This is a genomic window from Mucilaginibacter sp. JRF, from assembly GCF_015223065.1.
Lineage (GTDB): Bacteria > Bacteroidota > Bacteroidia > Sphingobacteriales > Sphingobacteriaceae > Mucilaginibacter.
On record NZ_JADFBY010000002.1, the window covers coordinates 139,603 to 152,846 of the forward strand.

The 13,244-nt window shown below is 41.9% G+C and carries 10 protein-coding genes; 3 read left to right on the forward strand and 7 right to left on the reverse strand.

What is annotated here, in order from left to right; all coding sequences use genetic code 11:
* Positions 1 to 19: 19 nt before the first annotated feature.
* From IM792_RS06010 to IM792_RS06020, 3 genes are all read right to left on the reverse strand, one after another.
* Positions 20 to 3,142, reverse strand: a complete 3,123-nt coding sequence (locus IM792_RS06010; protein ID WP_228084965.1) for a TonB-dependent receptor — start codon at positions 3,140 to 3,142, stop codon at positions 20 to 22.
* Between the two features lie 28 nt (positions 3,143 to 3,170).
* Positions 3,171 to 3,728, reverse strand: a complete 558-nt coding sequence (locus IM792_RS06015; protein ID WP_194100936.1) for a discoidin domain-containing protein — start codon at positions 3,726 to 3,728, stop codon at positions 3,171 to 3,173.
* 714 nt (positions 3,729 to 4,442) lie between these two features.
* Complete coding sequence (locus IM792_RS06020; protein WP_194100937.1) at positions 4,443 to 5,417, reverse strand: tetratricopeptide repeat protein; 975 nt, start codon at positions 5,415 to 5,417, stop codon at positions 4,443 to 4,445.
* A 145-nt stretch (positions 5,418 to 5,562) separates the two neighbouring features.
* Here IM792_RS06020 and IM792_RS06025 point away from each other — a divergent pair, with 145 nt between their 5' ends.
* Positions 5,563 to 7,191, forward strand: a complete 1,629-nt coding sequence (locus IM792_RS06025; protein ID WP_194100938.1) for an SIR2 family protein — start codon at positions 5,563 to 5,565, stop codon at positions 7,189 to 7,191.
* A gap of 30 nt (positions 7,192 to 7,221) precedes the next feature.
* Here IM792_RS06025 and IM792_RS06030 read toward each other — a convergent pair whose 3' ends face one another.
* The 4 genes from IM792_RS06030 to IM792_RS06045 all read right to left on the reverse strand — a co-directional run bounded on the left by IM792_RS06030 (position 7,222) and on the right by IM792_RS06045 (position 11,096).
* A complete protein-coding gene (locus tag IM792_RS06030; protein ID WP_194101421.1) occupies positions 7,222 to 8,142 on the reverse strand; it encodes a helix-turn-helix transcriptional regulator in 921 nt (306 codons plus the stop codon).
* Between the two features lie 82 nt (positions 8,143 to 8,224).
* Positions 8,225 to 9,061: an SDR family NAD(P)-dependent oxidoreductase gene (locus IM792_RS06035; RefSeq protein WP_194100939.1), complete on the reverse strand. Its 837-nt coding sequence runs from the start codon at positions 9,059 to 9,061 to the stop codon at positions 8,225 to 8,227.
* Positions 9,062 to 9,182: 121 nt separating this feature from the next.
* Positions 9,183 to 9,992 carry a helix-turn-helix transcriptional regulator gene (locus IM792_RS06040; protein WP_194100940.1) on the reverse strand — a complete coding sequence of 270 codons (810 nt, stop codon included), beginning with the start codon at positions 9,990 to 9,992 and terminating at the stop codon, positions 9,183 to 9,185.
* Between the two features lie 78 nt (positions 9,993 to 10,070).
* The gene (locus IM792_RS06045; RefSeq protein WP_194100941.1) at positions 10,071 to 11,096 is read right to left on the reverse strand and encodes an SDR family NAD(P)-dependent oxidoreductase; all 1,026 of its coding nucleotides are present in this window, start codon (positions 11,094 to 11,096) and stop codon (positions 10,071 to 10,073) included.
* A gap of 170 nt (positions 11,097 to 11,266) precedes the next feature.
* On the opposite strand from IM792_RS06045, the gene IM792_RS06050 reads away from it, so the two are divergent.
* Together IM792_RS06050 and IM792_RS06055 are read left to right on the forward strand one after the other, a co-directional pair.
* Positions 11,267 to 11,968 (forward strand): hypothetical protein, encoded by a 702-nt coding sequence (locus IM792_RS06050; RefSeq protein WP_194100942.1) that lies wholly within the window; start codon positions 11,267 to 11,269, stop codon positions 11,966 to 11,968.
* Positions 11,969 to 12,053: 85 nt separating this feature from the next.
* Positions 12,054 to 13,217, forward strand: a complete 1,164-nt coding sequence (locus IM792_RS06055; RefSeq protein ID WP_194100943.1) for a tRNA amino-acyl synthetase — start codon at positions 12,054 to 12,056, stop codon at positions 13,215 to 13,217.
* Positions 13,218 to 13,244 lie beyond the last annotated feature (27 nt).

Sequence of the window (13,244 nt, forward strand, 5' to 3'; positions counted from 1 at the left end):
TCTTTGTTTCTAAGTATGCTTAAAAGTTAGCCTGTAATCCTAAAGTAATTGTTCGGGTATTAGGGTAAGCAGTACCATTCCCTGTGTTGAGTTCAGGGTCCCATAATTTGAAAGGGCTCCAGTATAGTAAGTTGTAACCTTGCGCATATATACGCGCGCTTTTCATACCTATGCTTTTAAGCGTGCCTTGTGGCAGGTTGTAACCAAAATCTGCTGTTTTCAGGCGGATAAAATCAACATCCTTAACCCACCACGTTGATGCTACAGAGTTATTTCTGTTAGCGGCATTACCATACGCTAAACGTGGGTAAAAAGCATTCGGGTTAGGATTTTCAGGTGTCCAGCGGTCCTCAGCAATAGCAAAAAGGTTACTACGTTCAGCACCGGTACTGTTATTAAAAGGGATTATACCATCGCCACCTAACAGCCTTTGAGCGCCGCTGGTGCCTTGGAAGAATAAGCCAACATAAAAACGTTTATATTGTAAGTTAAAGCCTAAACCAAATATGGTAGTAGGCACATCACCATTACCAATGCGGGTTTGGTCATATTGGTCAATAACTCCGTTCCCATTTAAATCTTTATACCTGATATCTCCCGGTCTAACAGTGCCTAACAGTGTTGATTGGTTCGGTGCAGCATCAATTTCTGCCTGGCTTTGGAAAAGGCCTTCAGCAACATAACCAAATGTTGACAGATAGTTAACACCGCGGCGTTCCATATAAGGATAAGGCTGCATAGGCTGGGCATTTTCAATTACCTTATCACGATTGTAGGTAAAGGTACCACGCACATCTAATGTAAACTCACCTAATTTGGTAGGGTTAAGCTGCACTGTAGCGTCAATACCTTTGTTAGTTAAAACACCAACGTTACCTGTAGGTTTAGAAATTAAGCCTATTAAATCAGGCAGGAAGGTTTTTGGAAGCGATACGTCTGTCCGTTTTTCATGGAAAAGATCCACAGTTACGGTCAAATTTGAATTTAAGGTGTAAAATTCAATTCCTAAATCCCTTTTATGTGATTTAGCCCATTGAACTTCAGTGCCATAATCAGATATTGCAGTGCCACCATAGCCTGTATTGCCATTGCCATTACCAAAGGTATAGCCACCAGCACCGGTATTTATTATGGTTAAGAAACCAAACCTTCTGCCGCCGTTACCACCATCGCCTACTGAACCATCAGAGTAACGTAACTTAAAGTATTGGAATGTGTTTTTCAAAGGCTCAAAGAATTTCTCTTTTGACAATATCCAGCCTACACCAAATGCCGGGAAGAAACCGAATTTTTTGCTTGGAGCAAAATTTTCTGAACCATTGTAGCCAAAACTTGCTTCAAAAAAATACTTATCATCATAAGAGTATGAGCCACGGCCAACTAAACCCTGGCTACGATATGATAATGATGAGGTAAGATCATTCGCAAAAGCCTGTGTTCTTTCGCGTTGATTAAATAAAGCCAAACCGGTTACGTGATGTTTTTCTCCAAAAGTACGGTCATAGTTTAATGATGCCTCGGTGTAAAACTGGCGGTTAGCATCATTAGCTCTTGCAAAGCCTAATTCATCGCGTCCTTGCCTAACAATGGTCAGGTTTGCAGAGCCGTCCGCATTATAAGGATTTGCCCTGTTAATGCTGTAGCTACTGCGCTCTCTGGTACGTGCTATGGTGTGTGAGCCAAATACGTCAAATGAGTATAGGGCTGAAAATGTTAAACCCGGCACCCAAAATTTCAGATCCTGTGTTAACCTGGCATTTGATAATACCTGGTTACTAAACATGTTTTGGTAACCTGTTTGAGTGATCTGCGCGTAAGGGTTTGGCTGCGCACCTGCTTGACTAATACCCGGAACAAAATTACCCGGATACATGATCGGGTATAAAACCGGGTTGGTTTGCATTACATTAGAAAAAGCATCATTAGGGCTTACACCAGGGTAGTTCAGGTTTTGAATGTTACCCTGAACACCCAACTCGAACTTAGTAGTACTTGTCCAGTTGGTGGTAACGTTTGATGTAAAGTTATAACGCTTAAATTTAGTTGATGCGTTGTAGCTCTGTAAAGCATCGGTTCTTAACAAACTTTCCTCATCATAGTAAGCCGCCGAAATGTAATAGGTAGAATTTTCGCTACCACCACGGGCGCTAAAATTCGCTCTGCGGTTTTGTGAGGTATTTTTGAATAAAGCGTCCATCCAATCCACGTTAGGGTATAGGTTGGGGTCTTCATTCAGTATAGTTGAGTTAATATAATTATTGCTGTATTGTTTAGACTGATTGCTCGCCAAAGCAGCCTCATTACGTAAAGTCATGTAAGTAACACCATCAGTAAGCTCGGGGCGTTTGGTAAATTGAGTAATACCTTGGTTGTAGTTGAACATCAGGTTGGTTTTGCCTGTGTTACCTTTTTTGGTATTTATCAATATAACACCATTTGCACCGGCCACACCGTAAACTGCTGTAGCGGCAGCATCCTTTAATATGGTGAATGATGATATATCCTCCGGGTCAATGTTGTCAAGATCACGACCCTGTACTCCATCAAGCACAATAAGTGGCGCTGCTGAGTTGTTAGCATTGAAGGTAGATATACCGCGTATCCAAAGGTCGGCACTGTTTTGGCCGGGTAAGCCTGATCGTTGTACACCAACCAAACCGCTTATGCGGCCTGCTAATGTAGCACTCAGGTTTGCTACGGGTTGTTTAATATCCTCCAGGTTGACGCTTGATTGCGCGCCTACAAGGCTCGATTTTTTTTGCTGACCGAAACCTACGATCGCAACCTCATTTAAGCTGTTTGATGCGGCTTGCAAGGTAACAGTGATATTAATAACATCTTTTACGGCTGTAGTATATGGTTTAAAACCTACGTAGGTTACCGAGATTGAATCGCCACGTTTAGCCTGGATGCTGAATTTACCGTTAACATCAGTCATGGCGGCTTTATTGCTGTTCATGTTGGTAACGGTTACACCGGGAAGGGTTACGTTAAATTCATCCTTAACGGTACCTGAAACCTGTAGTATTTGCTCTTGCGCGCTTGCTTTAAAGGCCATAAGCATACATACCATTATGAATGCTATGCGCTTACCATCTTTCAATCCGGCACTCAGAATATTATAGAGTCGATTTAGGGACATAATTTCTTTTTTAGTTTAATAGTGATAATTATTGATCTAATAAGGGGATTGCGATCACACGCCACTCGGCCAGCTGAAATAGTGTTGAACCACCATTGGCGGTAACATTCATGCGGTAATAGGTATAAGCTGTGCCGTTTTCAAACTCGTATGTTTTTGTTTCTCTGCGGGCAGCAAAGGCTTGGTCGGTCTGTGTATCAAGTGTTACCCAGTTCTCGCCGTCGTTTGATGCTGTTATGGTCCAGTTTTTTGGATCACGGGTAGGCGCGTCATTGGCTGATGTTAATGTGTAAGTAGTAACACATTGCGCCTTGTTAAAACCTAACTGCATATACATTGCAGCGTTGTAGTTATTCAGGAATTTAGAGTCAAGATCCCCGTCAATAACCTTTGGCGATCCTTCATTAGCGGTAGGCCCGCCCGAGTTATCGTAATTCACCGTTATGGTAGCCGTGCTGGTTACGTCTTCCGGATCAGGTGGCAACAGGTCATAATGCCTGGCCTCATCCTTCTTACATCCCGAGCAGATCACCAACGACAGGCATAGCATGGTAAATGCCCGGCTGGTTAACTTCATTAGATTCATAAGTTAATTTGTTAAAAGTTTAATAGTTAATTGTTTAGAAGAAATATGCCCCGTAAAAAAGGCACAAAAAGTTACCAGCGCGCCTAAAAAGGCACGTTATTATTATGCTTTGATACAAAGGCTTTAAGGCCTTCGGTACCAATAATTACATCATTAAAATTTTTGCTATCGACGCAGTAACTATATAGATAACTGAGGTTTACTCAGTCGTGTTACTGTCAGCGTCGGTAGGGGTAGATAGGTCAAGTGTTTTGCCATAGGCATGCCGGTTTAAATTAATTAAATGATAAAAGTTAGAATTTTAGTAACGATATAATTAAAACGTTTTATCTAACAACCAGCACTTTCCATGTTTTAATCGTCGTTATCGGTAAATATAAATAATTGTTTTTACAAAAGGTAAAGCGATTTATCAAAAAATTTAATTTTCTTTTGATATTATCTTAACTTCTGAAAAATGAGGCGGGTAAATCAGTGTTTTACGAAATAATTTATTGCAAATTATGAAAATGGCAATTTTGTAACACCCGTAATGTTATAACACCGGTGAGTTTTAGTTGATTGGACGAATGTATGATGTATAATATATTAAACAAATGCTGTGTTGAATATAAATTCAGCTTTGCATCTATATAAAATTAATTAAATGGCTTAATGCCAAATATTAATGTCCTCAAAACAGCCGAGCGGGTATTTTAAATAGAATAAGCGCATTTACCACTCCCCGCTCATCTCGGCACTATGTGCTTTTACCCACGCGGCGGCCGCCTTATCAACACTTTGGCTTATATAATTGGCAAAGGCGGGCATGCGGTTGCTTTGTGCCAGCTGCGCATAGTGTGTGGCCAGATGGTTAAAGAACGGCGCGTCGGTTGATCGTTTTTGAGTAATGCCGCCTATGTTTGTAAATACCGCGCTTAGTTGTTTGCTCAAGAGTGCTGCCGGGGCTTGTTTGCCTTTATCAACAGTGCTTACCGCGGTAACTATCGCCTGGTTAAGCTCACGGGTTTGGGCGTCAATAACGGGTGGTTTTTCGCCGGGGGCAATTTTAAGCGAACCGCCTTTAAGGATGCTTTGCAGGTTGCCGTAAGCCTCGGCACTGCTGGCGCCATCGGGATCGAGTGATAAGAAATAACAGAGCGCCAATAACGCCGGTGCCCGTTTGTTTTGGTGAAAGGTTACCAGGGCATATAAACGTATACTGCCTGTGTGTTTGGGTTCATGGGCTAATACCTTAAGTGCGCTTTTTTCCGCCTGAGCATATTGCCGGGCGCGGAAATAAACCAGTGCTAAATTATAATGCAGCTTATAATTTGCCGAATCGGTTTTTATGGCTTGCAGGTAATTATCGATCGCCGGTTTGGGCTGCGCACTTTTGTCGTAAATGTTACCCATCAGGCTGTAAGCCGATGATATTACCGCCGCCGAAGCATCTGATGTGGTTACTTTTTGCGCGTATGGTATAGCCTCCTTAGCCTTACCGGCCGCATTCAGGCTAAAGGCCATTTGGTAGTTGGCGGTGCTGTTGTTGGGCTCCAGGGTTAGGGCCGCCTTGTATTTTTCGATGGCGTTAGTGTATTGTTTTTTATCGGCCAGTTCGCTGCCTTCTTTTATCAACGTGCGGGCATCCTGCGCAAAGCAGGACAGGTCAGCTATAAGCAACACGGCAATTATCAGATGTTTTAACATAGGCTTCATTATCCGAAGATAGGAAGGAGGGGTGAGATTTGGAATTTCGGACAGCATTGAATTAGAATATGGTATACATATTAAAGAGGGCGTTGTTTAAGGTTTTAAAAATATGTATGTTTAAACTAATCAACTTTAGAAGATAATGAGCATTGTTCATTTTAGTGCAAAGTTTAAATCTCACTTAGACCTTTTTAACACAAGCCCTTACCTTTTTATTGGATCTGGTTTGTCTCGCAGGTATTTAAATTTGCCTACTTGGTATGATTTATTGTCCGCATTTTCAAGACGATTAGAGCTTCCATATGAATTTGGCTTTTATGCATCTCAAGTTGAGGGTGACTTGCCAAAACTCGCAAGTATCTTAGCGGAACATTTTCATAAGATTTGGTGGACGTCAGAAACATTTGCAGCCAACAGGGAGAAATTTAGTCGACAAGCGCAATTAAGTGTACAACAGCCTTTCAAAATTGAATTAGCACAGTTTGTAAGCGAAATGGCTGTTCTCAATAATGATTACAATGAAGAAATCGATTTGCTGCGCTCAGCAGTTATAGATGGTGTGATAACAACTAATTGGGACGAGTTTACGAACAGTTTGCTTGAAGATTTTGAAGTTTTTATCGGTCAAAATCAATTGTTGTTTTCTGATAATACTGCAATTGGTGAGATATATAAAATTCATGGGACAGTTGGTCAACCTGAAAGCATAGTAGTCACTACTGAAGATTATGTTTCCTTTCATAAAAAAAACCAATTTCTTGCAGCAAAATTATTTACCATATTTGCCGAACATCCTATAATATTCTTAGGTTACTCATTATCTGATTCGAATATTATAAGTATTCTCAACTCGATTGTAGAATGTGTCGATAACAGTAATATCGAAAAGTTACGTGACCGTTTAATATTTGTAGAATGGTCACCTGACGTTGAAGATATGCAAATGCTCGACGGGAATATAGTTATTGAGCGTATGCCCCTGCCAATCAAACATATTAAGCTTAATTCATTTCTACCACTGTATAAGGTGTTAGCAAGTCTTAAACAAAGATTGCCAATTAAGGTGCTACGGAAATGCCGTAATGCTGTTTACGAGCTAATCAAAACAAATAATCCAGTTAAAACTATGCTGGTCGGGGATTTGGACAATATTAAAGACGATGATGATGTTCAGTTTGTAATAGGTGTGGGTGTTGCAAATTTATATTCCGAGCAGGGATATATTGGTATATCCAACGACAATATTTTTGAAGACATCATCCATGATAACAAAGGATGGGATGCGGAAATTGTTATAAAAGATGTATTGCCAAAGTTATTTAAAGGAAATACTTATTTACCGCTATATAAATATCTAAGACAAAGTGGTGAACTTGACGATAACGGTCAATTGTTCGAAACTGGGAATTATGGTGTGAAGGTTGTTAAAGCAGTTAAAGAGAACACTGTTAAAATATACTATCCTAAAAGTATCACTTATCTTAGAAAGCATACAGAAATAAAGGACAATTGCACAGGAATAGCTGATTTAGTTACCAAGTATGGCAATAAACACGCTCTTTACTATATTCCATTTCTAAAAAAGGAAAATATAGATTTGGACGAATTACTTGAATTCTTAAAAGATAATTATAATGAAGACAACAAGAAGAATACAGACATTAGAAAAATGGTTTGTTTTTATGATTATCTAAAATATGGAATTCAAATAGATATTATTGATCATGCAGTCGCTGTTGAGCAAACTACTAAAATAGCATCTGAAAAGTAAGCCCCAAATGAATAAGTCAATCTACCCCTTTCAATTAAACGCCCGCCTAAACTCCAGCGGCGACAGATTGGTTTTTGTTTTAAACAGCTTACTGAACGATTGCGAATGCTCAAACCCCAGCGCGTAGGCTACTTCACTTACCGATAGGTTGGTGGTTGATAGTTTTTCCTTGGCCTTTTCTATCAGCTTATCGTGTATATGTTGTTGGGCGTTTTGTCCGGTAAGGGAGCGCAGCATATCGCTTAAATAACTTGGTGTTAGGTTGAGTTGTTCGGCAAGGTAGGCCACGGTGGGTATGCCCCGGCTTAGCGCGTTCTCATTGTCAAAGTGGTTGTTCAGCAGGTCTTCCAGCTTTTGCAGCAAGTCATTGTTCAACGGTTTGCGGGTAATGAACTGGCGCTTGTAAAAGCGGTTGGCATAGTTAAGCAGCAACTCTATCTGGGCAATCACCACGTCCTGACTAAAATCATCTATCCGGCTGCTCAGCTCGGTATCGATCATCATGAATATGGACATAATGGTTGCCTTTTCTTCTTCCGACAAATGCAGCGTTTCGTTGGCCGAGTACGAGAAAAAGCCGTACTGTTTAATGGTTTTGGCCAGCGGGTAACCCAAAAAGAAATCGGGGTGAATAAGCAGTGTAAACGCCGAGCACACACTGGCATCGTTATTATTAGCCCCTATAATTTGCCCCGGCGAAGCGAACAGCAGGCCACCCTCATCAAAATCGTAATAGCTTTGGCCATACTTAAGCTTGCCGCCCAGCTTGGGCTTGTACGATATTTTGTAGAAGCTGAGCACATGGTTTTGGTGCGGTACCAGCATGGGCGAAATATCGTCAGGACCGTTCAATACCCCAATAAGCGGGTGCTTTGGTTTGGCCAGGCCAAAGGCCCGGTAAGCATCAGCCAGCGATTCAAATTTATGCGGAATGTTATCTTCTTTCTTCATCATCAAAAACCAATAAAATGATAACCGATATTATGTTTAAATATCGGTTATCATTTGTGTTTAATCAAGTACGGTGTGGGTTTTACTTAGGCTGCCCTTGTGCCGATACGGCTACATCCTGCCATTCGCGCCACGAGGCCAGGCGTTGGTTGTAAGCGCCCTCTGTCCATGCCAGGTTATTGGCGCCCAGGTTAAAGCGCAGCGGCGGGTTTTCTGAGTCAACCACCTTAAACAAGGCATCAGGGGTAGCGTTCGGGTCGCCGCGTTCCATGTTTTTCAGGCTTTCAAAAAACTGGTTCTTATAGTCGGTATAAATATCCATACCGGCGGCAAATTTCAGCGAATCTTGGCTGCCAAATTCGGTAGCGTAAGCGCCCGGCTCAATAATGGTAACCTTAATGTTAAAGGCTTTCACCTCCTCGGCCAAACTTTCGTGTATGGCCTCAAACGCCCATTTTGATGAAGCGTAGTAACCAATAACCGGCAGGGTAACATGCCCCAGGTTGCTTGATGTACCCATTATGTGGCCGTAACCTTGCTCGCGCAGTAAAGGCAATGCCGCTTGTATCACCGCCAGCGGGCCGAATATATTGGTATCATACATAGCCTTAACATCCTCGGCGCTTGCTTCTTCAATTGTACCTACCAGCGAGTAGCCGGCATTGTTAAGCACAATATCCAAACGGCCAAAATGCGCGTGTGCTTGCGCGATGGTGCTTTTAACCTGCTCGGTATTGGTAACGTCGAGCTCGAGGGTTAAAACGTTGTCGCCATATTTATCTTTTAGTTCGGCAATGCTATCCAGCTTGCGGGCGGTAGCTACAACCTTGTCGCCACGTTTAAGGGCGGCATCGGCCCAAACGCGACCAAAACCACGTGATGCGCCGGTAATGAACCATACTTTATTTGAATGTTCCATAAATTGATATTTTAAGTTTTAATACAACAAAGGTGGGCTTATATGTTTGCCCGCTTGTAGTCTAAATGGGGACATTTGTAGCCTAAATGAGAAACGCCCCCGGCTGTTATCTTTTTACAGGTCAGGATGTGCCCGTAACCAATGTTGGCGCGTAGCCAAAATGCTTTTTAAACGCGAACGAGAAGTGAGAAAGATTCTCGAAACCCGCCTCCAGGTAAATATCAACGGGCTTACGTTTTTGTTCGCTTAACTGGTAATGGGCCAGCTCCAGCCGCTTTTGGGTTAACCAGCGTTGCGGACTAATACTGAATGCCTTTTTAAAATCGGTTTTAAAGGTGGTGAGGCTGCGCCCCGTAAAGTAAGCGAATTTTTGGAGCGGCATGTTAAACATAAAGTTCTTCTCCATAAAATCGGGCAGGTCAATTTTACCGGGTATCGAAAAGTTGGCCAGGCAGCGGTCAATATCCGCGTCGAGGGTGCGTAGTATGGTTATCGCCTCCTCAATTTTTACGCTGACGATAGGCGGCGGTATCTCACCATCCAAACCAAAATAGGGCAGTATGGAGCCGAAGAAACTCTCCAGCAAAGGGTGATTATTATATTGCCTGATGCCGTGATGATGTTTGGGTACCGGCGCTATGTTATGGCGGGTATAAAAATCCTTCAACCGCTCGGCCCGCAGACTGATCATGATGGAGCTGTAAGGCTTGCCATCCTTTGATGTTTTGATGAAGGTACACAACTGGTTACGCGGACAAAAAAAGGTGTCGCCCGCGTTAAGCACATGCGTTTTTTCGGCAATAAGCACGTTTACCTCACCGGATATGATGCGGCCAAACGAATGATCGCCGGAGATGAGCTCCTGCTTAAAATACTTCTCCTGTATGCAGGGCAGCATGATCTCGTTGGGTGAGCTCCAGTATATCGACATATTGATAGCTATGTTTTATACAAAGAAACGCATTTATCCGGCTACGAATAAATGCGTTCCCTTTTTAAAGAATGAGGATTAATCCGCGTTGAATTGAACGCCGGTTAATTGCTCGCTCAGTGTCCACAGTTTTTGGGCGGTTTCGCCGTTAACAGCTTGTGCTGTTACCCCTTTGGTTATAGCGAAGTGTTCAGGATCAAAGCCTTTCCATTCGGTATCAATTTCGGCTATCTCTGTGTTTTCGCAATAAACGCCGCCAATGTTATCCAGCTTAGGGCTGGTAGCGCACCATACGGTGGTTGAAGCGCCCTGCTCCACATTTTTAAAACCATTATAAGGGTCGTGTTTAACATTGCCATCTTCATCATAAACCCCGAATGATTCCAGGGCCTCTTTAGGCACATCCCTGCTCAGGTCGGTATCAAATATAGCGCCCGGGTGCAGGGTATAGGCGCGTACATTGTTGGCTTGTCCGCGTTTATCCAGCTCAACTGTAAACAATACATTGGCCGATTTAGCGCGACCATAAGAAATTGAAGGATCATATTCGCTGGTTTCAAAATTCGGATCGTCCAGACTTACCTCCGCTATATGATGCCCCCATGATGATACGTTGACCACACGCGCGCCATCAGCATTTTTTAAGGCAGGCCACAAACGCGCCGTAAGTTGAAAGTGCCCCAGGTGATTGGTTGAGAACTGTGATTCATATCCGCGCGCGTCGCGGCGTAATGGTGCCATCATGATACCCGCGTTGTTGATCAGCAGGTGTAACGCATTGTTCTCTGCCAAAAAGCTATCCGCGAAAGCGTCGATAGATGCCGGGTCCATCAGGTCAAGTTCAACCAGGGTTACATTAGGTATACCTTCTAAATTCTTTTTTGCCTTTTCGGGAGTACGGGCAGGTATATATACCTGTGCGCCCGCGTTGGCCAAGGCTTTTACGGTTTCAACACCAATGCCCGAGTAGCCACCGGTTACGATAGCTGTTTTGCCGCTAAGGTCAATGCCTTTTACAACATCGGCCGCTGTTGATGCTGCATCAAAGCCTGAACCTACAGGGTGCTGTAGCGCGCCGTTGTAATTATTTGTTATGTTTTCCATAGGATGATATGTTTTTATTTAAGACAAATGTATGCCTGAAATCAAAATGTTTGCTTTGTTGAGAAGGCGAAATGTGCTTTGTTTAAAAGGCGGTGTGTTTCCTGACATTTGGCTGATAATGACGTCGTAAACATTAAGCATATCTTAGCGTTATCAACCAAAACTTGTATATGCCGTTTCAACTACGCCCTGCCGATGGCGGTATGCTTTATACTGAAACCGATCTGCATCACTACCTGCCCGAACCGCTTAACATGATAACGGCGGCACTGTTTTTTATTCCGGCTGTTTATTGGCTTATAAAATTAAAGGGGTTTAACAGGGAGCATGTCTTTTTGAGTGTTGCCACTTATCTGTTGCTTATTGCCAGTATTGGCGGTACCATTTACCACGGCCTGCGCCAGTGGCGAATTTTTATTTACATGGATTGGGTGCCCATCGCTTTGCTATGCCTTATGGCGAGCGTTTACTTTTGGCACAAGCTTTTAGGCAAATGGTATTATGGCATGCTGGCCTTACTGATATTTATAGGCGTGGTAACCGGCATCCGCATGTTTATGCCCTTGCGGGATATTCAATTAGCCATCAGCCTTAACTATGGTGTAATGGTAGTAATGGTGGTACTGCCGTTGGCCTTATTACTTAATAGGATGCAATGGCGAAACGCGGGACTGGTAGCGGCATCGCTGCTCTCATTCGCTGTAGCCCTGTTTTTTCGGGTGGCCGATAAATGGCAGTGGGTGAGCATCGGCACGCACTTTTTATGGCATTTTTTCGGCGTGGTGGCAACAGCTGCCATATTCGCTTTTATTTACAGGCTGAACGATCCGGCAAGTAGTGAAAGTGGAAAGAATGTCAATGTCTCGATTTGAGTATTTATTAGACCAACTATGAGTTCCACAAAGTAAAAGCCAATGACCTGAATTTCTTTTATTTTAGATTCGAAAAGAAGCTGAAATGCAGGTTGTTTATATCTCTAAAAGATTTGCGATTAATAAAAGTGAGGCGATGGCCTGGTTTAAGCCATTTTGTGAATCGGAGGATCTACATATATACAATGATTTTAATTTGGCTAAAGAGTTCTTAGAACGAGTAGTTGAAGGGCAAAAACACATTGATTTTATTATTACAGATTGGGAAGTCAATGTAAGTTTCGCAAATGAAATTGTGAGTTGGCTTAGAAACTCTGAACATATATATTCATCTAAAAATTTTCAATTAAGAGCCCTACCTATATTATTAATTGAAGATGATGATAAACAATCCAGTGCTGTTAGGGCAGATTTTGATCAGGTAGTAAGTGATTTCCCCACAAATCCTTTAAAACTCCGGACCGCAATTAAATCAGCAATAAAGAAATGGAGATATTCTCTTGCTAACGATTTAGATTTAATAGGATTAGATCCTAAAACATTGACTTATCACCCCAATGACCGAAAGGCGTTTATTTCATATTATAGATTAAAGGTTCTTACAAAAGATTTTGTTAATGTAAAATCAAAACGGCTCAATTATATATGGGCAAATAGCGATGCTCAGTTGTTAAACCAAAGAAACGAGCAGTTTGAGAAACACATATATCGGGCAACTTATAATCCATCTAAATATATGGAGAAGGAAACGCACGACTTCCTTAAAAACAATAATACGTTGTTATTAGGTGAAAATTACTCAAAGCCTATTTACGAACCCCGTTTATATAAATTGGGAAATAAAATAGATATTCCCGACTTTATAAATACACCACACGAATACTCCCTGAGATCACCAGAAATTTTCGAAGTAAAGCGCTGGTCGCAGAAAATCATTCGAAGTAATGAACGTTTTATTAGCAAAGCGAAAAAGAGTTTTGGACAGGTTAAGAGATATCAATCTTACATGGAATCTGAAAACTCTAATAATCTTAAATATATCAGCAAATATCTGAATAGATTATACGATAACTATGAGTATACTTTGTTTATGGGATCGAAAAGTGAAAAAGAGGATCATTTAGATTTAATTGAGCAGCTAAAAAAAGATTTTGATTTTAATGATATAAAACTGTTGACTTATGAGGAGCTCCTTGAAAGGCATATTCGTATGTGTGACAGGCTAAGTGATTTCGATATCTTCAGATGATTTTCTATTTTTCGTGACATATAGCAC

What these genes read in the sequence shown, in the direction of transcription:
- IM792_RS06025 (WP_194100938.1), top strand. Translation starts at nt 5,563, where the DNA reads ATGAGCATTGTTCATTTTAGTGCAAAGTTTAAATCTCACTTAGACCTT.
- IM792_RS06050 (WP_194100942.1), top strand. Translation starts at nt 11,267, where the DNA reads ATGCCGTTTCAACTACGCCCTGCCGATGGCGGTATGCTTTATACTGAA.
- IM792_RS06035 (WP_194100939.1), bottom strand. Translation starts at nt 9,061, where the DNA reads ATGGAACATTCAAATAAAGTATGGTTCATTACCGGCGCATCACGTGGT.
- IM792_RS06045 (WP_194100941.1), bottom strand. Translation starts at nt 11,096, where the DNA reads ATGGAAAACATAACAAATAATTACAACGGCGCGCTACAGCACCCTGTA.
- IM792_RS06020 (WP_194100937.1), bottom strand. Translation starts at nt 5,417, where the DNA reads ATGTTAAAACATCTGATAATTGCCGTGTTGCTTATAGCTGACCTGTCC.
- IM792_RS06015 (WP_194100936.1), bottom strand. Translation starts at nt 3,728, where the DNA reads ATGAATCTAATGAAGTTAACCAGCCGGGCATTTACCATGCTATGCCTG.
- IM792_RS06055 (WP_194100943.1), top strand. Translation starts at nt 12,054, where the DNA reads ATGCAGGTTGTTTATATCTCTAAAAGATTTGCGATTAATAAAAGTGAG.
- IM792_RS06030 (WP_194101421.1), bottom strand. Translation starts at nt 8,142, where the DNA reads ATGAAGAAAGAAGATAACATTCCGCATAAATTTGAATCGCTGGCTGAT.
- IM792_RS06040 (WP_194100940.1), bottom strand. Translation starts at nt 9,992, where the DNA reads ATGTCGATATACTGGAGCTCACCCAACGAGATCATGCTGCCCTGCATA.
- IM792_RS06010 (WP_228084965.1), bottom strand. Translation starts at nt 3,142, where the DNA reads ATGTCCCTAAATCGACTCTATAATATTCTGAGTGCCGGATTGAAAGAT.